This window comes from Sorangium sp. So ce117 (assembly GCF_051524395.1).
Classification (GTDB): domain Bacteria; phylum Myxococcota_A; class Polyangia; order Polyangiales; family Polyangiaceae; genus Sorangium; species Sorangium cellulosum_B.
The window spans coordinates 2,891,424-2,914,787 of the sequence record NZ_CP150309.1; the positions used below are offsets into that span (position 1 = coordinate 2,891,424).

The 23,364-nt window shown below is 71.4% G+C and carries 21 protein-coding genes; 6 read left to right on the top strand and 15 right to left on the bottom strand.

The annotated features are described in order from the left end of the window. Positions 1-3: 3 nt before the first annotated feature. From WMF46_RS10975 to WMF46_RS10985, 3 genes are all read right to left on the bottom strand, one after another. Entirely contained in the window at positions 4-1,122 is a 1,119-nt protein-coding gene (locus WMF46_RS10975) for a hypothetical protein (RefSeq protein WP_437985562.1), read from the bottom strand. Positions 1,123-1,167: 45 nt separating this feature from the next. Next, on the bottom strand, positions 1,168-2,421 hold the full coding sequence (locus tag WMF46_RS10980; RefSeq protein WP_437985563.1) for a hypothetical protein: 1,254 nt from the start codon (positions 2,419-2,421) through the stop codon (positions 1,168-1,170). 144 nt (positions 2,422-2,565) lie between these two features. Further along, positions 2,566-3,687, bottom strand: coding sequence for a DUF4419 domain-containing protein (locus WMF46_RS10985; RefSeq protein ID WP_437985564.1), 1,122 nt, complete (start codon positions 3,685-3,687; stop codon positions 2,566-2,568). A gap of 644 nt (positions 3,688-4,331) precedes the next feature. Here WMF46_RS10985 and WMF46_RS10990 point away from each other — a divergent pair. After that, positions 4,332-5,078, top strand: coding sequence for a Bax inhibitor-1/YccA family protein (locus WMF46_RS10990; RefSeq protein ID WP_437716883.1), 747 nt, complete (start codon positions 4,332-4,334; stop codon positions 5,076-5,078). Positions 5,079-5,208: 130 nt separating this feature from the next. Then, complete coding sequence (locus WMF46_RS10995) at positions 5,209-5,604, top strand: cupredoxin domain-containing protein (protein ID WP_437985565.1); 396 nt, start codon at positions 5,209-5,211, stop codon at positions 5,602-5,604. 33 nt (positions 5,605-5,637) lie between these two features. Here the strand turns inward: WMF46_RS10995 and WMF46_RS11000 are convergent, their stop codons facing one another. Next, positions 5,638-6,147, bottom strand: a complete 510-nt coding sequence (locus WMF46_RS11000; RefSeq protein WP_437985566.1) for a hypothetical protein — start codon at positions 6,145-6,147, stop codon at positions 5,638-5,640. Positions 6,148-6,494: 347 nt separating this feature from the next. Here WMF46_RS11000 and rplC point away from each other — a divergent pair, with 347 nt between their 5' ends. The 3 genes from rplC to WMF46_RS11015 all read left to right on the top strand — a co-directional run bounded on the left by rplC (position 6,495) and on the right by WMF46_RS11015 (position 8,222). Next, positions 6,495-7,193, top strand: coding sequence for a 50S ribosomal protein L3 (gene rplC / locus WMF46_RS11005; RefSeq protein ID WP_437551781.1), 699 nt, complete (start codon positions 6,495-6,497; stop codon positions 7,191-7,193). A 69-nt stretch (positions 7,194-7,262) separates the two neighbouring features. Further along, entirely contained in the window at positions 7,263-7,880 is a 618-nt protein-coding gene (locus tag WMF46_RS11010; protein ID WP_437985567.1) for an SAM-dependent methyltransferase, read from the top strand. 36 nt (positions 7,881-7,916) lie between these two features. Beyond that, entirely contained in the window at positions 7,917-8,222 is a 306-nt protein-coding gene (locus WMF46_RS11015) for a hypothetical protein (RefSeq protein ID WP_437985568.1), read from the top strand. Between the two features lie 17 nt (positions 8,223-8,239). On the opposite strand, the gene WMF46_RS11020 is transcribed toward WMF46_RS11015, so the two are convergent. The 11 genes from WMF46_RS11020 to WMF46_RS11070 form a co-directional block, all read right to left on the bottom strand. Then, positions 8,240-9,424: an acyl-CoA dehydrogenase family protein gene (locus WMF46_RS11020; protein ID WP_437985569.1), complete on the bottom strand. Its 1,185-nt coding sequence runs from the start codon at positions 9,422-9,424 to the stop codon at positions 8,240-8,242. 62 nt (positions 9,425-9,486) lie between these two features. Continuing rightward, positions 9,487-11,406, bottom strand: coding sequence for a L,D-transpeptidase family protein (locus WMF46_RS11025; protein WP_437985570.1), 1,920 nt, complete (start codon positions 11,404-11,406; stop codon positions 9,487-9,489). Positions 11,407-11,627: 221 nt separating this feature from the next. Beyond that, positions 11,628-13,514 (bottom strand): SUMF1/EgtB/PvdO family nonheme iron enzyme, encoded by a 1,887-nt coding sequence (locus tag WMF46_RS11030; protein ID WP_437985571.1) that lies wholly within the window; start codon positions 13,512-13,514, stop codon positions 11,628-11,630. 559 nt (positions 13,515-14,073) lie between these two features. Next, a complete protein-coding gene (locus tag WMF46_RS11035) occupies positions 14,074-14,868 on the bottom strand; it encodes a creatininase family protein (RefSeq protein ID WP_437985572.1) in 795 nt (264 codons plus the stop codon). Positions 14,869-14,871: 3 nt separating this feature from the next. Next, positions 14,872-16,575 (bottom strand): benzoate-CoA ligase family protein, encoded by a 1,704-nt coding sequence (locus tag WMF46_RS11040; RefSeq protein ID WP_437985573.1) that lies wholly within the window; start codon positions 16,573-16,575, stop codon positions 14,872-14,874. Continuing rightward, on the bottom strand, positions 16,553-18,052 hold the full coding sequence (locus WMF46_RS11045) for an NADH:flavin oxidoreductase (protein ID WP_437985574.1): 1,500 nt from the start codon (positions 18,050-18,052) through the stop codon (positions 16,553-16,555). Before WMF46_RS11045 ends, WMF46_RS11040 begins: the two co-directional genes overlap by 23 nt. A gap of 2 nt (positions 18,053-18,054) precedes the next feature. Beyond that, a complete protein-coding gene (locus tag WMF46_RS11050) occupies positions 18,055-19,335 on the bottom strand; it encodes an acyl-CoA dehydrogenase family protein (protein WP_437985575.1) in 1,281 nt (426 codons plus the stop codon). Then, positions 19,332-20,219, bottom strand: coding sequence for an enoyl-CoA hydratase family protein (locus tag WMF46_RS11055; RefSeq protein WP_437985576.1), 888 nt, complete (start codon positions 20,217-20,219; stop codon positions 19,332-19,334). The genes WMF46_RS11050 and WMF46_RS11055 overlap by 4 nt, the downstream gene beginning before the upstream one ends. A 40-nt stretch (positions 20,220-20,259) precedes the next feature. After that, the gene (locus tag WMF46_RS11060) at positions 20,260-20,838 is read right to left on the bottom strand and encodes a MarR family winged helix-turn-helix transcriptional regulator (protein ID WP_437985577.1); all 579 of its coding nucleotides are present in this window, start codon (positions 20,836-20,838) and stop codon (positions 20,260-20,262) included. Then, complete coding sequence (locus WMF46_RS11065) at positions 20,835-21,266, bottom strand: RidA family protein (RefSeq protein WP_437985578.1); 432 nt, start codon at positions 21,264-21,266, stop codon at positions 20,835-20,837. The genes WMF46_RS11060 and WMF46_RS11065 overlap by 4 nt, the downstream gene beginning before the upstream one ends. Continuing rightward, a complete protein-coding gene (locus WMF46_RS11070) occupies positions 21,263-22,024 on the bottom strand; it encodes an SDR family NAD(P)-dependent oxidoreductase (protein WP_437555358.1) in 762 nt (253 codons plus the stop codon). The genes WMF46_RS11065 and WMF46_RS11070 overlap by 4 nt, the downstream gene beginning before the upstream one ends. Before the next feature lie 513 nt (positions 22,025-22,537). On the opposite strand from WMF46_RS11070, the gene WMF46_RS11075 reads away from it, so the two are divergent. Then, positions 22,538-23,332, top strand: a complete 795-nt coding sequence (locus WMF46_RS11075; protein WP_437985579.1) for a hypothetical protein — start codon at positions 22,538-22,540, stop codon at positions 23,330-23,332. Positions 23,333-23,364: the final 32 nt, after the last annotated feature.

The following is a 23,364-nucleotide window of genomic DNA, read 5'->3' on the forward strand; positions in this document are numbered from 1 at the left end:
GCGTCACGTCATGAGGTGGACTGCCGCGATGTTCGTGCGGACGGGCACGAACTTGCCCCGGTCCAGGGTGACCTTCACTTTCTCCGGCCCCATCGAGAGCGTGGGCCCGATGCTGGCCTCGAGCGACGCGGCGACGGTGACGGACGCCTCCAGGCCGATCGTGGCGCTCGCCGAGATGCCGCCTGTGAAGCTCACCTCCGCGCCGAGCGTCGCCTCGATCATCCCCCCCAGGACGACCTCGTTGACCATGCCGAGGTTGATCGTCGTCTCGATCCCCTCGACGACGGTCTTGCTGTTGCCCTGCGTGTAGGAGTCCGCGTCGCCGTACTTCTCGTCCTTGGTGTCGGCGTGGGTCTCGGAGATGATCTTGCTCGCCTTCGTGTAGTTCTTGATGATGTCGGCCTCGGTGTGGTCATCGATGGTCCCGGTGACCGTTGTCGAGGTCGTGATCGACCCTGCCTTCATCGTCGACTTCGACGGTCCGTCGATGGTCGTCTCGTCGGTCATCGACGTGGCGTGCGTCTTCGACACCATCGTATCCGCCCAGGTCTCGTTGGAGATCGAGGGTACCCGGAGCTTCGCCGAGCCGGTATAGGACGAGATGCTCTTGGCCCACGTCCTGTCGACGATCGTGGGGTTCTCCCCGAGGACGCCTGACGACGGGAGCCCCCAGGGGTCCGTGATCTCGTCCAGGTTGCGCGGCGGGCTGTCGTGTCCGGTGACGCTCTCCAGCTTGCTGCCGTAATGGAACTCGAAGGCATCGCCGTGGTAGGTGGTGTGCACCTCGCCCTTCACGGTCTTCTCGCGCAGGCGCTTCTCGCCGCGGGGGCCCTGGATGAAGTCGAACTCACCCGACCCGTAGAAGGTGATGCTCTTCTCGTTGATCTGCCCGTCCTCCGCCTTCCAGCCGCCCTCGAACTCGCGGTGGCCGAGGACGGTCATCTTGTACGTGCCCCCGATGACCTCGACCTTGTCGCCCCGCGTGGTGATGACCCGGTTGCCGTCGGTGTGATCTCGCCAGGTGTACTCGTCGCCCTCGGCCGCGCCGATGCGCAGGTACGACGACATGCCGTCGCCGAAATCAGGCACATGGAGGATACCGTACTTGCCATCGCCGGCCATGGGAGCTCCGTATCCGGTGGCGCGTGGAGCGTTGTGCTCGCGCCCTCAAACGAAGAGGTTGAACGCCGAGACGATCTTGTTGGCGAGCGCGATCTCCGTCTTGCTCATGTGGAGCTCCACGCCCGCCGGGCTGATCTCGAGCGTGGGGCCGGCGGAGACGTCGATGCTCCCGGTCAAGCTGAAATCCGCCTTGAGCCCGACGGTCACGTCGACGATGCCGCCGGCCGTGAAGGTCACCTCCGCGCCGAGCGTCGCCTCGATCATCCCCCCGAGGACGACCTCGTTGACCATGCCGAGGTTGATCGTCGTCTCGATCCCCTCGACGACGGTCTTGCTGTTGCCCTGCGTGTAGGAGTCCGCGTCGCCGTACATATCGTCCTCGGTGTCGGCGTGGGTCTCGGAGATGATCTTGCTCGCCTTCGTATAACTCTTGATGATGTCCGCCTCGGTGTGGTCATCCATGGTCCCGTCGACCTTGGTGGAGGACGTGATCGACGCGGCGCGCAGGGTGGATTTCGACTCCTCCTTGACGGTCGTCTCGTCGGTCATCGAGGTGGCGTTCGTCTTCGTCACCATCACTTCCGCCCAGGTCTCGTCCGAGATCGACGGCACCGGCAGCTTCTCCGAGCCGGTATAGGACGAGATGCTCTTGGCCCACGTCCTGTCGACGATCGTGGGGTTGTCCGTCGGGATCGCCTGGGGCGAGGGCGGGTTCTTGTCATCGATGAAATCGTCGGTGACATTCAGCGTGGGGAACGTGTCCGTGCCGGTCTGGCTCTCCTTGATCTTCCCGAAGTAATGGTCGTAGACGTCGCCGTGGTAGAGGGTGTGCACCTCGCCCTTGATGGTCGTCTCGACGACCTTCCACGTCCCGCCGTAGTTCTGCACCCACTCGATCGTTGTGCCGCCGCCGAAGGTCTCGCTGACCTCGGTGACGTGCCCTCCCGACACGTCCCAGCCCGCCTGGTGCTCCCCGCGGCCGAGGATGAGCAGGCGGTAGTTCCCCCCGATCACCTCGACCTTGTCGCCCTTGGTGGTCGAGATGCGGTTGCCGTCGGTGTGATCGCGCCAGCCGCCCTTCGTGTGCAGCTTCGCGGTCTCGGCCTTTCGCTCGCCCACAGGCACGAAATTGGGCGAGCCGTCCCGCTTTCGGTCGTCGTCGGTGAACGTCTGAATCCGCTCGGCGAGATCGTCGCCCGCGCTCTCGCCGAGCGGCGCGGCGGCCCCGAGGCGCAGGTAGGACGGTTCCCCACCATTCAGATCCGGTACTTCGAGGAGCGCAAACTTGCCTCCGGACACTGGAGCCTCCGAGCGTGATGGACGACGCAAGGCGTCGCCGCGTCGCGGACCGCGCAATCCTATGTCAGGGGGAGCCGCCCGTCCACGCCGAACCGCTCGCCGCGATCGTCGTGATCGCGCGCGCGGCTCACGGGGCCGCGTGGCTCATGAGGCCTCGGCGGGGCGCTGCGCCGCCGACTCGGGGGCTTGGTGCGCGATGGCCCAGACGAACTCCGGCAGCAGCGCGAGGGAGTGCGGATCCTGCGTCACGCCGATGAGACCGCTGATGAACTCCATCGGGTGCTCGCGCCTGCTCCCGTCGATGAAGCGCAGCTGGGCGCTGGTCAGGCCGGGCGGCAGCTCGGAGAGCCCTGGTCCCTGCGGGTTGCCGAGGCCCCCGAGCGCGTCGCTCCGGGCCTCGGCCGTCAACCATCGCTCGTGCCAGCTCTCGAGATAGGGATTCGGGGCGAAGTAGTCGTTGGGCCACGCGCGCAGGTAGGGAAACAGCACGTGGATCCACCCGGTGAGCTCGTCGGCCGAGCTCTCGTGCCTGAAGAACGCGCGCCAGAACATCGTGTCGGCGCGCCCCTCCGCGGAGGCGGCGATCTGGTCGAGCACGGGCAGGAGCGCGCGGGTCCACCGATCTTGCCCGACGGAGCCGAGCATCGCCACGCGCTGGCGCACCCAGCGCCAGTCGTCGGACGTACCGAGCAGGTACACGCGCGGGATCCCGCGCTGCGGGAACACCATGTCGCCCGGGAACGGCGGCTCCCACGCGTAGTGCGGCGCGAGCGGGGTCGCGACCGTGAGCTCCGACGACACCCGCTCGACAGGCCCCGTTGTGGAGAAATTGGAGGTCACGAGGTCCCGCAGCGAGCCGACCCGCGCCGAAACCTGCCTGGAAAAGTCCGGAAACAAAGCTGGCCACGGGTTCACCTCGCCGAGGGTGAAGTCCGGGCGATCGACGACGAGCGAGAACTCGTGATCGTCGGGGAGGAAGCGGCGTCGATGCTCGTCGTTCGCGGCGAGGTGGAACGTGAAGCCGCGCGCCAGGCAGAGCCAGACCACGTCGGGCGAGAGCACGAGGGGATAGCGCTGGGTGAAGGCGGTATAGGCGGCCTGGACGAGCGGGTGGAGGTCCGTGCGTCCGACGAGGGGCAGGCGGTGGCGGTAGGAGGCCTCGATCTTCGAGACGAGCAGGCTCTGCACCGCAGCTTCGCTATCGAACCCCGGCAACGGCGCCGTTGCGGGCTCGACGTCGGCAACGGCGATCGTCGTGACGTTCATGAAACCTCGTCCTCCCCAAGGCTGCGCGGCGAGCTCGTGATCCTTCGCTGTCCTTCGTACACGAGCGTGCGGCGCGCGACAACGGGCCGCACGCAGGCGCCCACCGCGGCGTCCCCGCATGGGACGGAGCGCGCCCGGGCGCGGCCCATTTCTGCTGTCCGGCGTGAGCGCTGGGGCCCGGCAAGGTGCTTGTTCCGAGGCATCGATTGGCGATGGGTCGTGATCGGTCGTGCTCCGGGTCCGCCGGGAGGCGTGTGCGGTCGTTCTTCCGGACGTCGGAAGACAGGAGTTCGTTCTCCTCCTTGTTACCCGCGGCGCGCGCAGCCAGGTCGACGGCGCTGTCGCTCGGCGCCGGCGTTGCCGCCGAGCGGATAGCCAAGCGGATAGCCGAGCGGATTGTCGTCGGAGCCGAGCATTTTTCTCTGGATCCGGGCTGCTCTTCGCCGGATGCTGCGCGATGTCGGCGCGCCGTTCACGCCGCGCCGGTTCCTCCGCGCGCGCACGATGCCGCTGGAGCGTGATTTTTTTGTGGACAGCGGATGCCCGAGGGCTTCGCCTGGCGGTGTTGCATGTCCGTGGTGAATGATGCACGACTAGGGGCTCGTGCAGCCGCGGCGAGACGCCCTGAAGGAGGAGCGCAGCAGATGAACTCACGCCAGGCGAGTCCCCTCGGGGCGAGCGTATCGGCCAGCCCGAAGCTGGCGCTGCGGATCGACTTTCTCAAGAAGGTCTACGGGCTCTTCACGGCGAGCCTGGTGGTCTCCTCCCTCGGCGCCATGTGCGCGCTGTACATCGGGGCGCCGGACGTGGAGGAGGGGACGCTGGGGCGCGAGATGCCGCCGCTGGTCGAGCTCTTCGCGCAGCACCCGATCCTCTCGATGGGCGTCGTGTTCGGCGTGATGTTCGGCGCGCGGGCGGTGCGCAAGATCCCCGGCGTCAACGTCCTCGCGCTCTTCGGGATGGCGGCCGTCCTGGGCGTCACGGCGGCGCCTGCGCTCTACATGGCCCAGGCGGCGGCGGGCCTCGGCGGCACCCTGTCGTCGGCCCCGGTGCGGGACACCTTCATCCTGACGGTCCTCACGTTCGGGAGCCTCACGCTGGGGGTCTTCCTCTCGAGGGAGGACCTGTCGTTCATGGCCAGCGGGCTGGTGATGGGCGCCATGGTCGTCCTCGGCGCGATGCTGCTGAACGCCCTGCTCGGGAGCACGCTCCTCGGCCTCGCGATCGCCAGCGTGTCCGTCCTCGTGTTCGGGGGATACGTCCTCTACAACACGTCGCGCCTGCTCCACTCGAACGAAGAGGACCCGGTCGGCGGCGCGCTCGACCTCTACCTCAACTTCATCAACCTCTTCTCGGCGATTCTGCAGATCCTCTCGGGCCGCCACGTTTGAGCCGGCCGCGCTGCGTTCACGTCGCGGCGCGCGCCCGTCTGCGCCCGACCGTCCCTCGGTCTCTCGCCCGGGGCGGACGGCTGGAGGGCGGCTTGACGCGCGATTTAGGCCGGGTAAGAACGCGCTGACCATGAGCCTGCAGCTCCTCGTCACCACGCTTGCCCTCTCCCTCTCATCGCTCGCACCGCTCGGTTGCAACAAGCCCGCCGAGGAGGCGCCGGTGGTGGCGGCCGCCGAGCTCGCCGCGCCGGCGAACGTCAAGCGCATTGACATCGCGGTGAACGACAGCGGCTTCTCCCCGTCGACGATCGAGCTGAAGAAGGGAGAGCCCGTGGTGCTGCGCTTCACGCGGACGACGAAGAGCGAGTGTCTGAAGGCGATCGCGATTCCCGATCTGAAGATCGAGAAGGACCTGCCGCTGAACACGCAGGTCGAGGTGGCCATCACCCCGGAGAAGGAGGGGAAGATGGTGCTTCAGTGCTGGATGGCGATGGTCAAGGCGACCATCAACGTGGTCGGCTCGTGACGCGGCCGCGCCCGTCGCGAGACGCGCGCGCCGTCAGAGCATGAGCCAGAGCTCGGCGTCGTAGCGCTTCGCGCCGCCTCCAGCGTCCTGCGCCGCGCGGCGCCTCCCCGAGGCGGGCTCCCCCGCGCTGTCCGGCGCGTCGTCCCGGCGCGCCCCGTCGCCTCGAACGCGCGCGCCGGCGTGGGCCAGGTCGATGCCGGAGGCGGCGCAGCGGGCGACGGCGAAGCGGAGCATCTCGCGCACGTCGCCCGAGCGGAGCATGCCGCGCGTCCGGTGGCGCGCGATCGCGGCCGCGCGCTCGACGCACTCGGCGCAGGGGGCCACCTCCGATCGGAACCTGAAGAGCAGCGTCCCCTCGGGCCACCCGAGCGCCGACGCCTCGATGTTCACCACGACGAACTCGCCGTCGCGGACCACCCGGGTCCGGGCCGCGCTCGCGCTGTCCTCGCCGGCGCCGTGCGCCTCGCCTCTCAGCAGGAACCAGTAACGATCCATGAGGCGCTCGACGTCGCGCGGCTCACCGTGAGCGATGATGTCTGTCATCCCTGACCTCCGACGACCCAATGTGAGGCCCGCTCCTTCGAACTTCGATGGCAGGGAGAGACAGGAAATGTCCGCCCAGAAGGACAATGTCCGAGCGGACGTGACGCAACATGACGCGACGCGTCTCGATTTAATGTGGTCTGTATTACCGTTGTTGCGGTGGTTTTCGCTTCCCTTTGGGGGCCCCGTGGGTAAGCTCTGCGCCCCCCAACGTGCCCGGCGGGAAGCCGCCCCGGTTCTTCGCTCCGAACCGGCTCGTGACGAGGCGCGCCGAGGGGATCGCTCTCGCGGCGTGCCGCGCGGAGCCAGTTTCAGCCACCCCAGACGGAGCGAAAGGCGATCCCATCATGAATCAGCATCCCGGCATCATCGGCAAGAAGATCGGCATGACGCAGATCTTCAACGAGACGGGCGAGGTCCTGCGCTGCACGGTCGTGCAGGCGGGCTGCGTCGTCATCGGCAAGCGCACGCTCGAGAAGGACGGCTACAGCGCCCTCATCCTCGGCCTCGGCGAGCGGGCGGAGAAGCACACGACGAAGCCGGTCGCCGGCGCGTACAAGAAGTCGGGGCAGACGCCGAAGCGGATCGTGCGCGAGCTGCGCTGCAGCCCGGAGCACGCGGCGAAGTACGAGATCGGGACCGCGCTCAAGGTCGACGAGATCTTCGAGGTGGGCCAGCGGGTGGACGCGCAGGGCCGCTCGCGCGGCCGCGGCTTCAGCGGCGTCATCCGCCGGTGGAGCTTCGCCGGCGCGGTCAGCTCGCACGGTACGCACGAGTACTTCCGCCACGGCGGCTCGATCGGTACGAACATGACCCCCGGCCGCACGCTGCCCGGCCTGAAGATGCCCGGCCACTACGGCGACGAGACGGTGAGCGCGCTCAACCTCAAGATCGTGAAGCTCCTCCCCGAGGACAACCTGATCCTCATCGAGGGCCCGGTCCCCGGCCCGAAGAACCAGCTGGTGACGATCCGCGGCGCCGTGAAGAAGCGCGGCGGCAAGGGGATCGTGCCGGTGCAGCAGCCGACCAAGAAGAAGGGCGGCTGATCCCGGCCGTCGGCGGGGCAGCTCCCATGAGCGAGCGCCCCGCCGGTCGTGCCCGCCGAGCGTCCCTCCGTGTCGCAGAAGCCGAAGAACCCGTACAAGCGGCCTGACGCCTTCACGAAGGCGGCGAAGGCGCAGGGCTACCCTGCGCGCAGCGTCTTCAAGCTCGAGGAGATCGATCGTCGGGTGCGGCTGCTTCGCCCCGGCCAGCGGGTGCTCGACCTGGGCGCCGCGCCGGGGTCGTGGTCGATGTACGCGGCGCAGCGGATCGGCGCGGGGGGCAAGCTGCTCGCGGTGGATCTGTCGCCGATCACGGCGGCGTTCGGGCCGCAGGCGACGGTGGTGCAGGGGGACGCGCTGTCGCTGACGAACGAGGCGCTCGCGCAGTTCGCGCCGTACGACGTTGTGCTGTCGGACATGGCGCCCGCGACGAGCGGCAGCAAGATCGCCGACCAGGCCCGGAGCTACGAGCTGTTCATGCGCGCCGTGGCCGTGGCCGAGGCGCTGCTCGCGCCGGGCGGGGCGTTCGTCGGCAAGATCTTCATGAGCGAGGACTTCGTGAAGGCCCGGGACGCGCTGAGGAACCTCTGCGAGGAGGTCCGGAGCATCCGGCCCGAGGGGACTCGCGCGAGCAGCGTGGAGATCTTCCTGGTGGGGCTGAAGCGGAAGGCGGCGGGGAAGGCCGGATAGCGGAGTGCCACATCGGCCACCAACGTGGTCGTGGTCGTGAACGTGGTCGTGGTCGTGGTCGTGGTCGTCAACGGCTCGGTCGTGAACGTCACTCGAGAGTCCTCGCTCTCACTTCCTGCGACAAGAGTCGGCCAAGATGTCGGCAGAACGTTCACGTCCACGATCATATCGTCGACGACCACGACCACGACCACGTTCACGTTCACGTTCACGACCACGGATACGTTGGTGACCGATGGGGGCTGGGTTTCGTGCCCTGAGCGCGAACGAATACGCTTGGGGAACACCGATGTTCTCGACCGCCTGTCGACGGGAGGGCCCTTGGCTGTCAATCCGCTCTGAACACCGCCGATATCCCCTCAGAAGGCGTTGTGTCCCGTGATCGCGTTGCCGAGGATCAGGCAATGCACCTCGTCGGTGCCCTCGTACGTGTACACGCTCTCCAGGTTGAGCATGTGCCGGATGACCGGGTAATCGAGCAGGATCCCGTTCGCGCCGAGCACGCCCCGCGCGGTCCGCGCGATCTTGAGCGCCCAGCCCACGTTGTTCCGCTTGCACAGCGAGACCTGCACCGGGCTGATGCCGGTCGTGTCCTTCAGCCGCCCGAAGTGCAGCGCCATGAGCTGCCCCTTCGCGATCTCCATCGCCATCTCGACGAGCTCCGACTGGATGAGCTGACGCGACGCGATCGGCTGGCCGAACTGGATGCGCTCGCGCGCATAGGAGACCGCCGTCTCGTAGCAGGCACGCGCGGCGCCCAGCGCGCCCCACGCGATGCCGAAGCGCGCCTGGGTCAGGCAGCCGAGCGGGCCCTTCAGGCCAACCACGCCCGGGAGCACGTTCTCCTCCGGCACGCGCACCTCGTTCAGGACGATCTCCCCGGTCGGGCTGGCGCGCAGGCTCATCTTGCCGTGGATGAGCGGGGTTTCCAGGCCCGTCATCCCGCGCTCCACCACGAAGCCGCGGATGGACTCGGCCCCTCCGTCATCGACCTTGGCCCACACAACGCAGAGGTCCGCGATGGGCGCGCTCGTGATCCACATCTTCGTGCCCGTCAGCACGTACGAGCTCCCGTCCTTCCGGGCGCGGGTCTTCATCGAGCTCGGATCCGACCCGCTGTCGGGCTCCGTCAGGCCGAAACACCCGATCAGCTCGGCGGCGGCCATCTTCGGCAGCCAGCGCTGCTTCTGCGCCTCGGAGCCGTACTTCCAGATCGGATACATCGCCAGCGAGCCCTGGACGCTCACGAAGCTGCGCAGGCCGCTGTCGCCATACTCGAGCTCCTGCAGCGCGAGGCCGTAAGCGACCGAGTTCATGCCCGCGCAGCCGTAGCCGGTCAGCGAGCCCCCGAGCAGGCCGAGCGCGGCGATCTCGGGGATCAGGTCGGTCGCGAACTCCTCGCGCGCGAACAGGTCCGCGGCGCGCGGCAGGTACCGCTCGCGCACGAAGCGACGGACGGCATCGCGGATCATGCGCTCTTCCTCGGAGAGCAGCGGATCGATCGCCATGAGCTGATCGAGCGAGAGGGGCTCCTGGATGGCCATGGAGCGAGCGTGTAGCGTGCCTGCGCGCGGCGCGGAAGGGGCAGCGCCGGCGGGCCGCCGGCTCAGGGGCGGATGGAGACGAGCGTGCCCTTCCGTAGCGAGAGCGCGCCGTGCCATTCGGCCGGCACCTCGGGGGTCGTCCACTCGAACAGCCAGGCGGCGTCGAGCGGAGAGAGGTTCACACAACCGTGGCTGCGCGCGGTGCCGAAGTCGTCGTGCCAGTAGGCCGCGTGGAAGGCGAAGCCCTCCGTGAAGTACTGGACGAAAGGCACGTCGCGGAAGTCGAACGGATCCTCGTCCTCCTCGTCGCCGTCCATCGTGACCGTGACATGCTTCGTGTGGATGCGGAACAGCCCCTGGATGGTAGAGCGCGTCGTCTTGGGGTCGCCGAGGCCGTCCGCCCCCGTCGAGACGAGCGTCACGTAGACCGGCCGGGTGCCCTCGTAGGCGACGAGGCTCTGCTTGTCGATCGAGACGTCGATCCACTTCCGCCCGCGCACCGCCCACGCGGGGGTCCGGGGGAGCGGGTCGACGCGCACGACCTCGTCCGAGCGGACGAGCGAGCCGTCCCGCGCCTCGAGGTAATCGATGCCGCCGAGGCGCCGCGAGGCGCCGGACAGCGGGATCGCCTCGCGGAAGCGGAGCGGAGCGCGGGTGGCGCCGCCGCGCTCGCCCGGGACGAGGCGCGCGGCGTGGCGGCGCCTTGCGAAGGCCACGGGCAACGTGACGCCCTCAGGGAGCGCCAGCCCGGCGAAGGCGCTCGGCCGGATGACGCGGGTGCGGTCGAGCGGCAGGACGGCGAGGTCGGTCGTCAGGCCGAAGCGGCGCCCGTCGTGATCGAACGTCGAGAGCAGGGCGAAGCCGGAGCGCGTCCGGGCGCGGCCCAGGACGAGCGCGTCGGGAGAACGGCGATCGCCGGCGAGCCCGGGCGCCGGCCGCCCGTAGAGCAGGACCGAGGGCGTCGCGTCCGGAGGCGGCGGCGCGACGAAGTCTGGAGCGCGCGCGGCGGTCGCGGCGCGGAGCAGGTGCCCGGCGAGGTCGGGCTCGGCGCCGCGCTGCTCGTCCCCGTCCGGAAGGCGCGCATAGAGCGGCGGGGTGGGGGAGCGAGACATCACGTACGTGTAGGGCAGGCCGCCGAGCAGGGCTGTCGCGTCGCCTGCCTGCGTCGCGGCAAGTGCGTTTGCGCCCGGCTGCGTCGCGGCAAGTGCGTTTGCGCCCGGCTGCGTTGCGGCAAGTGCGGTCTCGCCTGGCTGCGTTGCAGCAAGTGTGGCCTCGCCCGCCTGCGCCGCGGCAAGTGTGGCCTCGCCGGCCTGTGTCGTGGCAGGCGCGGCCTCGCCACGAACGACCGGCAAGGTGGGCGAAGCGAACCGGCGGACAGGGCGGCGCGATGATGCCTCGACCGCGAGGTCGTGAATGTTGAGCGTCGCGCTGGCGCCGATGCAGACGTAGCCGTTCGGCTCGATGTGGTACCAGCCGTCGGCGCACGACGTCCTGCCGGACGGCTCCGGCCTGCGCGCGACCACGGCGCCGGCGCGCAGGTACCCGATGCGCCGGCTGGTCCAGCGCGGTTCGGCGAAGATCCACGTCTCCCTGGCGACGCTCGCGAGCTCGTGGACATCCTCCTCGGCCACCGTCGGCGAGGTGGCCGGGGGAGGATCGATCTCGGGCAGCTTGTCGGACCCGTCATCGACGAGCTCCGGCGGCAGCGCCGGCAACGCGAGCGGGTCGCCGCCCGGCGCCGCGGCGAGCGCGCCCGGCGCCGTCGCGGCCTCCTCGCCGGGCGGCGCGGCGTCCTCCGCGCGGGCGGCGGAGGGCGCCGGAGCAGCGACGGCCGGCGCGGCTGCGGCGAGCGGCGCGGTGACGGCGGAGGCGGGCGCAGGGGCCGGGGACGTCGCGGCGGGCTCGGAGGCAGGGCGCGGGCAGCTCACGCTCAGCGTCGCGAGCGCCATCGCCGGCAGGAGGAAAATGCCTCTCACGCGCATGGAGCGCGCGTATCAGGGGGCGCCGGCGAGGGCCAAGTTCAAGGGGGGCACTCAGGAGAGCAGGAGGGCAGGGAGCGAGCGGCTCGCCGGCAGGAGGCGCCCGCCTGGGAGGCCCGGCGGGCCGGCGGGCGCCTTGGCACGAGGTGCGCAGCGGATCCGCGCCCGCCGGCTTCATCAGCGCGGCGCGCATTCGCCTCGCCGGGCCGCCGGCCGGAGCGGCGTCACGGCGTGGCGAGATCGCGCGCGCACGTCGCTGTGACGTAGTAGCGCCGCGAGGTGCCCGCGTAGGAAGCCCGAAAGTCCGTCGTCTGCTTGTACCCGGCGGCCAGGAAGCTGCCGCCGTGCATGAAGCGCGCGCTCGAGCTGTTGTCGAGCCGCGAGCAGTCGTTGCAGGGCATCAGCAGCTGATAGTTATCCGAACCGTCACGGGTGGCCTTGTACGCGTTGCCAGCGAGGTCGAGCTGCCCCCACCGCCCGGCGCCCTGGGGGAACTTGCCGACGTCCGTGAGATCCGTGTGCGCGCAGGGATAGTTGCTCGGGTACGGCTCACCCAGGCAGCGGTTCGTCCCATCGCCCGCGACCGTGCCGTCGCCCTGGCAGCACCAGGAGGCATACCGTGTGACATCCGTGGAGCCGTCCTGGTTGACGCCGATGATGCTCTCGACGTTCGAGCCGCCCCACGGGAAGATGCGCTGCTCGTTGCCGCCGGCAGAGGCGTAGTTCATCTCCGCCTGGGTCGGCAGCCGGCCGCCGTCCCACGCGCAGAACGCGAACAGCTCGTACCACGTCGCGCAGACGATCGGCTTCTTCTCCTTGGCTCCCGGCGTGTCGCTCCAGGACGGCCATCCATAGGGATCGCAGATGAGCGCCGTCTTGAGCGCGCCCGTGTTGGCCGCGAGATACGTGTTCCACGACGGGTCCCAACCGCTGTTCGCGATCTTCGGGTGCGCACCCGCGCCGGCGGCCGGCGGGTTGGCCTGGGTCGGGCCGCCGGTCTGCTCGAGGTACCGCCGGAAGCGCCCCACCGTGACCGAGTACTTGTCGAGGTAGAAGCTGCTGACCGTCGCCGGCAGACCCGCATTGTTGAGCCGGTTGAACGTGCCGCCCGAGACCGGAAGGGTCGAGCAGCAGTTATCGCCCCCCTCGACGCCGCAATTGGCACCTGCGCCAGGAGTGCTGCTGTTGCAGCTGATCGGCAGGCCAGGCACGCCGCCCCCGCCTCCGCCGCCCGCTCCACCCGAGCCCCCCGCGCCGCCGGCACCCCCCGCGCCGCCCGCGCCGCCCGCGCCGCTGGAGCTCGACGTCGTGGAGGAGGTCGTCGAGGCGCTGGAGCTCGACGTCGTGGAGGAGGTCGTCGAGGCGCTGGAGCTCGACGTCGTGGTGGAGGTCGTGGAGGAGCTGGAGCTCGACGTCGTGGCGGAGGTCGTCGACGAGCTGGAGCTGCTCGACGTCGCCGTCGTGCCCCCCGTCTCGCTGTCGTAGCAGACGCGGAGATACGGCCGCCGATCCAGCGAGGCCTCGCTCGTTCGGATGTGGGTGCGATTCAGGCTTTGCTCGAAGAACACGCCGTTGTTCGCGACGGTGCGGTTCACCCAGCTCTGTACGGTGCTGGTGAGGCTGAGCGTGTGGTAAGCGTACGTGTATCCCGAGCTCGCCGTGAGCCACCCCAGGACCGTGGGATCCCAGGCGCTCGAGTGCGAGTTCCACGTCACGGTGTTCTCGTCCCAGGCCGTCGTGACCCGGTGCACGCGCATCACGTCGGGGGTCACGGCGCCGAGGTAGAGGTAGAGATCCGCCGAGACGATGGAGGCGTTGGCAGGGATCGACGAGAGATCGAACGCGATCAGCCCACGCAGCTGGGAGCCGGAGCTCTCGCCAGCATACATGTCGGCTCCGGTGGGGGTGTAGGTGGGGTAGGTCGAATTGATGAGGGCATCCTTGACCACGCCCGTCGTGCCGGTGCGCTGGAGAGTCACACAGACCGTCGCGGCCTGCTGCGCCTCACCGAGCAGCTCGTCACCTTCGTCTTGTGCGCCGACGCACCCGGCGAGCGCCGCGCCGGAGGCGGCGGCGAGAGACGCCAGGAGCAGATGCCGAGACCCTCTCATGATCGTTCGATTCCTCATGATGCTCTCCGATCCGCGTCGTCGGGCCAGCTCCGCCCGCGAGGCTGCGTGTGATGCCGTCGCGCAGGAACGCCAGAGAGCGCCCCCGCCAAAACCACCATCTGCCTGCGCGCCGTAAAGCATCACCTTCATCAGGTCAGCCGTCGGATCGTTCTGGCGTCAAACAGCGCGCGAGGAAAACGATACCGTTTTACGGCTTCTAATTGAATGCGTCAATTGGGAAGCGATGTTTGTTGTCAAAAATCTGTTGATGTTGATTGTGATGTCAGAGCAAAACTAATCATTATTGATCGAGTCCTTGGTGATTGTCGAGCGCCGTGAGGCGCATTTGTGATGCAGCTCGCGTCTTGCTTACGTCTTGCTCACGTCTTGCTCACGTTCTGCGCGTGCCGCGCGACATGAGCAGCCCCATCAGCCTGAGCTGCCTGATCAGCTTGCCGGGGCGCGTGAGTCGATGGCGGATTCTGCCGTTCAGTCGAGCGTGCGGGGGGTGGTGCTGGAGCAGAAATGCCTGCGTTTGTCTACCTGAACGCTCGTTGGCCTACCTGCTGCTTTTTCCTGGCGGGGGCTCGTGGCCGGAAGCGCTGGAGAGGCCTTCTTCGACCTCGGTGACAATCATCGTCGCGAGCAGATCCAGCAACGCGCGGCCTTCGTCCTCGGACGCTTCGCGCGGAGATCCGGTGTAGGCGGCGTCCATGCCCAGCGCGCGGAAGCTCTTCGCTCCTGCCTTGATGCCCTCCGACAGGCTCAGACCGACGTCCGGCAGCGCCTGGGCGATGTCTTTACGGACGAGCGCAGAGGCCGCGGCGAGGACGAGCGAGGTCTCGTAACGGCCCGCGTGGCAGGCGCCGCTCCGGAACTCCGCGGAGAGCGTCCGTGCCCAGCGGCGCGCGAGCGGACACGCGACCGAGGCGCGGCCGAGGGGCAGGTCGCTGGTGGCGGCGCGCACGGCGCGGTCGTGCTCCGGCTCGAGGTGGTTGTTGATGAAGCAGACATGCGACAGGCCGGCCGACAGGTAGGCCTCGGCGACGGCGCGCAGAAAGGCGGTGAGCGCGGGCGCCGGGATCGAGATCGCGCCGGCGAAGCCCGCCGCGAAGTCGGTCACGCCATAACCCACGGGCGGGGCGAGGAGCGCAGCGACGCCGCGCGCCCACAGCCGGCGGCCGGCCTGCTCGGCCGCGGCCTCGCCGATGAGCGTGTCCGTACCGAGCGGCAGGTGCGGGCCGTGCGGCTCGACCGACCCGACCGGCACGAGCGCGACGCACGGCGCGCCGCCCGCCAGGAGCGCGGCGAGCTCCTCCGTCGTGAGCTCCGCGAGGCGCGGCGCGGCCTGCATGGGCTACAGGCCCGCCGGGTTCTCGCCGGCGACCTCGCGCTGCCGGAGCGCCTTGCGATCGACCTTGCCGCGATCGTTCCTGGGGACGTCATCGACGAAGGCGACCCAGCGGGGGTACTTGTGCTTGCTCAGCCGGTCCTTCACGAAGGCCTTGAGCTCCTGGGCGAGCTCGGCCCTCCCCTCGTCGGTGGCGACGCGGCGTCGCGCGTCGTCGCGGACCACGATGAACGCCTTCGGCTTCACGAGGCCCGCCTCCTCGGCGCCGATCACGGCGGCGAGGCTGACGGCCGGGTGCTCGGTCAGGCACTCCTCCACCTCGACCGGCGCGACCCAGACGCCGCCCACCTTGAGCAGCTCGTCGGCGCGCCCGCTGAACCAGAGGTAGCCCTCGGCATCCATGCGGAAGAGATCTCCGGTGCGGCACCAGTGGCCATGGAAGGTGCCCCAGCTCTTCTCGCGATCCTGGAAGTAGCCGAGCGCGACCGAGTCGCCCTTCACCCACATGACGCCGGTCTCGCCGGGCGGGAGCTCGGGCGCGCCCGGTCCAGCCGCGTCCGAGGCGAGGATCTTGATCGTGTACCCCTCCACGACGCGGCCGAGCGACCCCGGGCGCACGTCGCCGGGGCGGTTCGTGCAGTAGATGTGGAACATCTCCGCGGAGCCGATGCCGTCATAGACGTCGGCGTGAAACCGCGCGCGGAAGCGCTCGAGGAGCGCCGGCGGCAGCGCCTCGCCCGCGGACAGGTGGAAGCGGACGCTGGAGAGGTCGAGGCGCGGCGCGCCGCGCGCCGCGCGGGCGTCGTCGTCATCGAGCAGCTTGCCCATCATCGTCGGGACGTTGGTGACCACCGTCGGGCGATAAAGCTCGATGTACCGCGCGAGCGACTCCGGGGTCGGCCGCTCGACGAAGAGGCCCGACGTCGCGCCGACGGCGAAGGGGAACATCAGGTTGGTGCCCGTGGCGTAGCCGAAGAAGAGGCGCGGCACCGAGACGGTGATGTCGTCCTCGCGGTAGCCCACGGTCGCCTTGGCGTAGCGCTCGGTGTTGAAGGCGAAGTCGCGGTGCGTGTGCATGGCCGCCTTGCTCCTGCCGGTGGAGCCGGACGTGAAGAGCCAGATGGCGATGTCGTCGCGCCGGGTGGGGCGGGGGCCCGCCGGGGCGCGCTTCGCCGCGAGCGCCGCGCGCCCCTGCGCGAGGGCGCCGCGGAGCGAGGTGCCCCGCTGCGCCGCGAGGGCCGGCGAGACCGGGAGATCGGCCTCGAGATCGCCGCCGGTCGGGACCTCGGGCACCAGCACGACGGTGCGGACGTCCGTGGCCGCGAGCGCGCCTTGAAGCGCGAGCGCCTCGGCCACGCGCGGGATCGTGACGACCGCGGCGGCCCGCGTGTACTCGACGAGGTGCGCGAGGTCAGGCGCGGGCGCCTCGGGGTTGCCCATCGCCACGACGGCGCCGTGGCTCAGCGCCGCGAAGAAGGCCCAGACGAACGCGGGCGAGTCGTGCAGGACGATGAGCACCCGCTGCTCGAGCGCGACGCCCTCGACGGCGAGGTGCGCCTGGAGCATCCGGACCTTCTCGGCGACGTCGGCGTAGGTGTGCCGCTGATCACCGAAGAGCAGCGCGACCTTGTCGCCGAGCCCCTCGCGCAGCCGATCGAACAGGAAGTAGTCGGCGAGGTTGAGCTCGTCAGGGAACGTCGGTGCGGTCATCGTCACGCCTCCATCGCGGCGCCGTGAGCCGCCGCTTTCCGCCCTCCGTGGTCGCGACCCCCGGCTCGTCGAGCCCCTCGCGATCCCAGAGCTGGCACGTCACCGGTCGGTGGCGCTGATCGAGCGCCTCGCAGTAATTGGAATAGATGCAACGTCGGACCTCCCCGCTGCGCCCGAGCCGCACCTTCAGGAACCAGTCGGGATCCGCGAGCGTCTGCCGTGCCGCCCCGATGAGATCGGCCTCGCCGCGCGCGAGGATCGCCTCGGCCTGGGCGAACGTGCAGATCCCCCCCGCCACGACGACCGGCGTGCCGAGGCCGGCCTCGCGCAGGGCGCGCCGGATCTGCGCCTGCTTCGGCACCTGCCGCCCGAACGGCCCCGCCGCGTCCGAGAGAGCGGTCGGCATGCACTCGTACCCGCTCGGGCCGGTGTAGGGGTACGCGGCCTCGCCGACCTTGGGCTGCTTCGCGTCCTCGAACTTGCCGCCGGTCGACAGCGAGAGGAAGTCCATGCCGGCGCGCGCGAACGCGAGCGCGAAGGACGCCGCGTCGTCGACCCGGCTGCCCCCCGCGATGACGTCGTCGCAGAGGAAGCGGCAGCCCACCGTGAAGCGAGCGGAGACGGCGGCGCGCACCGCCGCGTAGACCTCGAGCGGGAGGCGCGCGCGGCGCTCGCGATCGCCGCCGTAGCCGTCCGGGCGGGTGTTCAGCGCGGACAGGAACGAGGCCATGGTGTAGGCGTGCGCGTAGTGGAGCTCGACCCCGTCGAAGCCCGCCTCGCGCGCCCTCACGGCGGCCTCGGCGAAGAGGCCCGGCAGCGTCCGCGGCAGATCGCGGATGTGAGGGAGCGCGACGTCGGTGACGCGCTCGCGCTCGCCGAAGCGCAGCGCCTCGAGCTCGCGGGGCGCGAGCACGGCCTCGAGCCGCGCGTCGTCGAGCGCGATGAGCCGCTCGCGCACCTCGCGCTCCGGCGCGTCCCGGAGCGGCGGCTCCCCCAGCGCCTCGGACAGGGCGCGCCGGTGCGCGCCGGTGATCTCGAGGAACTCCCGCAGGAACCTGTCCTTCTCCGGGCGCCTGCGGATGCGGAGGAAGTCGATGAGCTGCAGGAACACGCGCGTCCTGCCGGCGCTCCGCGCGCGGACCGTCCGGACGAGCTCCCGGAGCCCCGGGACGAACCGATCGTGTCCGACGCGGAGCAGCGGGCCGCTCGGCACGTCGCGGATCCCGGTCGCCTCGACAACGAGGGCGCCGGGCTGGCCTTCGGCGAAGCGGCCGTACCAGTCGAGCACGTCCTGCGTGACGACGCCCTCCTCGGTCGCGCGCCATGGGACCATCGCGGGCACCCACGAGCGCTCGGCGAGCTCGAGGCCCGAGGCGAGGCGGAGCGGCGAGAAGAGGCGCGCGCGCGCCGCCTCGCCCGCCGCCTTGGGCTCCTCGCGGGGCAGCGCGTGGCGGATCCTCTCCGGCGGCCTCCACATGGCTACCGCGCCTCGTCGCGAGCGCGCTCGTCGGCCGGGGGCTCCGCGGCGGCGCGCTCGAGGATGCCCTTCGCGATGATGAGCTTCTGTATCTCCGTCGTCCCCTCGTAGATGCGCAGCGGCCGGATCTCGCGGTACAGCCGCTCGACCTCGGTCCCCTCGATGACCCCCATGCCGCCGTGGAGCTGGACAGCGCGGTCGATGATCCGCTGCGCCGCCTCGGTGGCGAACATCTTCGCCATGGCCGCCTCGGTCGAGACGCGCGCCGCCGCCCCGGCCGCCGCCGTGTCGCGCTTGTGGGCCGCGCGGGCGACGAGCAGGCGGGCCGCGTCGAGCTCGGTCGCCATCTCGGCGAGGTAGGCGCGCACCATCTGCTGCTCGGACAGGGGCGCCCCGAACTGCCTCCGCCGCGTGACGTGCGCGATCGCCTCGCGGAGCGCGCGCGCGGCCATCCCGTTCGCCGCCGCGCCGACCGAGATCCGGAAGGCGTCGAGCGTCTGCATCGCGAGCTTGAAGCCGCCGCCCACCTCGCCGAGCCGCGCGCTGTCCGGCACGCGGCAGCGCTCGAAGCGGAGCCGGCCGATCGGGTGCGGGACCGACATCGGGAGCGGCTCCGAGGCGACGCCCTGCGCGCCGCTGTCGACGAGGAACGCCGTGATCGCGGCGCGCCCGCCGCCGCGCTCGCCCGCCGCGCCGCCGCCGTCGCGCGGCGGCGCGCCCGTGCGGGCGAAGACAACGAGGTGGTGCGCGAGCGGCACGTTCGAGATCAGCACCTTCTCGCCGTCGAGGACCCACCCGTCGCCCTCGCGGCGGGCCTCGGTCCTCAGCGAGGCGACGTCGCTGCCCGCCTCGGGCTCCGTCAGCGCGAAGGCCCCGATGCGCCGCCCCGAGAGCACGTCGGGCAAGATCGCGCGGCGCTGCGCGTCGCTGCCGGCCAGCACGATCGGGTACGAGCCGAGCCCTTGCACCGCGAAGATCGCGTCGGCGAGCGGGGCGACCTGGCCGAGCGCCTCGCGGATGAGGACCAGCGAGCGCACGTCGATGGCGGTCGTGTCCGCGGGGAGGCCGCTGCCGCTCGGCGCGCCGCCGAGCGCCTCGGGGACGAGGTGCGCGTAGAGCCCGAGCGGCTCGCCCATGCTGCGCGCGACGGCGGCGGCGTCGTGCGTCCTGGCGAGCCGCGCGAGCGGCGCGAGCGCCTCGGGCGTCAGCCGCGCGGCGAGCGCGGCGTGGCGCTCCTCGAAGAAGACGGGGAGCTCGGCAGAGGAGAGCGCGAGCCCGCTCATACGCGGGGCGTCTCCTGGCCGGTGGACCGCGGGGTGGGGGGCGCGTCGGCGTCGCCGGGCGCGGCCGGCGCGTTGCCCTGATCGGCGCCCTCGAAGCGCGGCGGGCGCTTCGCCCTGGTCGCCTCGTAGGCCTCGCGGAAGTCGGGGTGGGCCATGCAGATGGCCTGCGCCTGCGCCTCGGCCTCGATCGCGGCGGCGAGGGGCATCGTGCGCTCGCTCTCGAGCATCTGCTTGGTGATCGCGTGCGCGAACGCCGGCCCGCGCGCGAGGCGCTCGGCCCAGCCGCGCGCCACGCCCAGCGCGTCGCTGTCGGCGACGACGCGGTTCACGAGGCCGATGCGGAGCGCCTCGTCGGCGCCGATGAGATCGCCCAAGAAGAGCAGCTCGGCGGCGCGCCCCTGGCCGACGATGCGCGGCAGGAGGTACGAGGCGCCCATGTCGGCGCCGGACAGGCCGACCTTGGGGAAGATGAACCCGAAGCGGGCGCTCGCCGCGGCGATGCGCAGGTCGCAGGCGGCGGCGATCACCGCGCCCGCGCCGACGGCGACCCCATTGACGGCGGCGATGACCGGGCGCCGGAGCTCGCAGATGCTCTGGATCAGCGCGCCGGTCACGCGGGTGAACTCGAGCAGCCCCCGCGCGTCGCGCGCGAACAGCTCGGCGATGATCCCCTCCACGTCGCCGCCCGAGCAGAAGCCGCGCCCCGCTCCGGTGAGCACGACCGCGCGCGCGGCCGAGCGCTCGAGCGAGCGGAACGTGGCCGTGAGCTCGCCGTAGACCTCGAAGGTGAGGGCGTTCAGGCGGTCGGGGCGGCTCAGCGTGATCTCCGCGACGCCGCGGCTGAGCTCGAGATGGAAGGACCGGGGTGTGAGGGTCATGGGCATCTCCTGGGTCCGGCGGGCGCCGGACGCGAGCCTCGCGCGATCAGGGCTTCGTCCGCGTGCGCCGCGGGGGGCTCCGCGCGCTCCGCTCGGCGTGCGCGCGGGCGCTGCCGGGGCGCGACGGGGCGGGCATGTCCGGCTCGCGGAGCGTGGTGCGCAGCTTGTCGAGCAGCCGCGTCAGCGTGGAGAGCTCGGCCTGGCTCAGCCCGGAGAACACCTTCGCCACGCGCGCGGCGTGCCGCCGCTCGGCGTCGCGGAACGCGCGCTGCCCCTTGGCGGTCAGGTGCACCCGCCACGCGCGGCGGTCGCTCGGGTCGGCCCGCCGCTCGACCATGCCGTCGCGCGCCGCGCGATCGACGAGCCCGGTGAGGTTGCCCGCCGTGACGAGCATGCTGCGGGAGAGCGACGCGAGCGTCTGCCCGTCGCTGCGCACGAGGTTCGCCAGGAGGTCGAAGCGCGGGAGGGTCATCTCGTGCTCCAGGTCCTCCCGGATGGCCGCGAGCGCGCGCTTGTGTACCGCGAGGATGCGCACCCAGGCGCGCACGGCGGCCTGGTCGCCGCGCGCGCTCTCCGGCGGGGGGACCACGGCGAGCGGCCGCCGCGCCGGCGCCCCGCGCCTCACGGGCCGCCCCCGCCCCCGCCGCGCGCGTCGAGGGCCGCGACGGCCTCGATCTCCACGAGCGCGCGCCGCTCGACGAGCCCCGCGACGCCGAGGAGGGCCATCGCCGGGAAATGCTTGCCGAACCGCGCCCGCCACGCGGCGCCGATCGCGCGGAGCGAGCCCCTGTACGCCTCGAGATCGGTCACGTAGACGGTCATGCGCGCGACGTCGCCCGGCTCCCCGCCGGCGGCCGCGACGACCGCGAGCACGTTGTCGAGCGCCTGGGCGAACTGCTCGGCCAGATCGTCGCTCCGGAACCGCCCGGACGCGGGGTCCCACCCGATCTGCCCCGCGATGTGCAGCGTCCTGCCGCTCGTCACGACGCCGTTGGCGTAGCCTCGCGGCGCAGGCCACCCGGCCGGCTGCACGATCTCGAGATCGCCGTTCACCGCATCACCTGCCCCCCGTCGACCGGGATCGCCTGGCCATGAATGCTGCGCGCCTCGTCGCTGCAGAGCATCGCCACGACGAGCGCGACCTCGCCGGGCTCGACCATCCGGCCCTGAGGCGACATCGACTCGAGCGACCGCCGCGCCGCGTCCTCGCCCCGCCCGGTCTTCTCCGCGATGCGGGAGATCGCCTCGTCCGCCATCCTCGTGTTCACCCACCCGGGGCAGACGCAGTTGATGGTCACCGGCGTCCGGGCGATCTCCAGCGCGATGGCGCGGGTCATTCCGACCATGGCGTGCTTCGACGCGCAGTACGCGGTCGAGTAGGCGCACCCGACGAGCCCGGCGGTCGAGGCGACGTTGACGACGCGCCCGAACCCGCGCGCGATCATCTTCGGGATCAGGGCGCGGCAGAGCGCGAAGGCGCCGGTCACGTTGACCGCGAGCATGCGGTCCCAGAGCGCGTCGCTCGTCCTGTCGAACGGCGCGCTCTCGGCGACGCCCGCGTTGTTGACGAGCACGTCGATGCGCCCGAGCTGAGCTTCGAGCGCGGCGATCGCCGGCGGCGCGCCCTCGCGATCGCCGACATCGAGCCGGACGGCGACGCCCCCGATGGCCGCCGCCGTCTCCTCGATCTCGGCTTGCGTGCGGCCTGCGACGGCGACGCGCGCGCCGCCCTGCGCGAGCCGCTCGGCGATCGCCCGGCCGATGCCGCGACCCCCACCCGTGACGAGCGCGATCCTGCCTTCCAGGGACATCCGGAGCACCTAAATCATATATATATGAAGCACAAGCCGAAGTCACCCTGGTCGGCGCGCGCTGCGGCGCCTGCTCGCTGGGGTCGGAGTCGGCCACGTCGCGACGGAACGCGCGGATCGGCCTCGTTTTCCTCGCTCTCCTCGGTCTCCTCGCTCGTCTGGCGCTCGCCGCGCGGCGTACGCTGCGCGGCGTCGTCTGGAACGTAGTGGGCGGAGAGCATGGATGAAGACCAGAGCGGCCGTGGCCGAACGGTCTGCGCCGCGAGGGCGGCATGGTCCGGCTCGACGGCGGCTCCGGGCTCGCCGGAGCGCGGAGCACGAGCTCCGCCCCGCGATCTCGCTCGCGCAGTCGATCGTCGACGTGGTCGATCCGATCCACTACGCTGCGCGCCTGTTCGTCGCGCCCCGGGACGGCGTCGCGCCGAAGAGCACCTACATGACCGAGAGCATCCACCGGTTGGCACCGGCGACACGTTCGCGCCGCCCCGCGGCACCGAGATGCATGCCCTGGCGATGGGCTTGCCGCTGCAGCTGCCGGCGGGCGCCGTGAGCGCGGCCGGCGTGCTCGCGTCGCGCGTCGCCGCGCTGCTCGCATGCGCCGGCGTGGAGGCGCGGCCCCCGGCGGCAGGGGCGGGCGCGTGGTCCCTCGCGCTGGCCGAGCCGCCGGATCTCGCGGCGCTCTACGCGGCGGCGGACGGCATCGCGCTCCCGGACGGCACGCTCATCCTGCCGCGCGGCGACGTCGCGCGGGCGACGGCGTGGCTCGCGGAGGAGCGCTCGCTCGACTGGGCGCGCGACCTCCTGGTCATCGGGGAGCGGGAGGATCTCGTCATCGTGCTCGACCTCGACGTCGCGGGCGCGCGCGCCGGGGGCGGCGTGCTCGAGGCGCCGACCGACGGCCTCGCCTCGTTCCAGCGCGTCGCCCGCTCGGTGGTCGGTTACCTGGAGCGGCGCCTCCGTGTCGCAGGGGCCGAGGCCGCGGCGCCCGAGGTGCGGGCGCGCGAGGCCGCGGCGCGCCGCGACGTCCCGGCGCTCGTCGAGGCGCTCGCGGAGGAGATGTACCCGGGCGCGGAGCGGCAGGTCGCGCACGCGGCGCTCACGCTGGGCGGGCTCCTGTCGGAGCGCGGGGACGAGGCGGCGCTGGACGCCTTCGCGCGCTCGGTCGAGGCGCGGCTCGCGGCGGCGCCGCGGGGCGCCGCGGGGCCGGAGCGGCTCGCGGCGTGGCGCGCGTGCGAGATCGCGGCGCGGGAGGCGGGGGCTGAGGCGATCGCCGCGGCGTGCGCGGCGCGGGCGAGCGGCAGGGGGTAGGGGGCTGGCCTCGAAGCGCCTCGATCGACGGC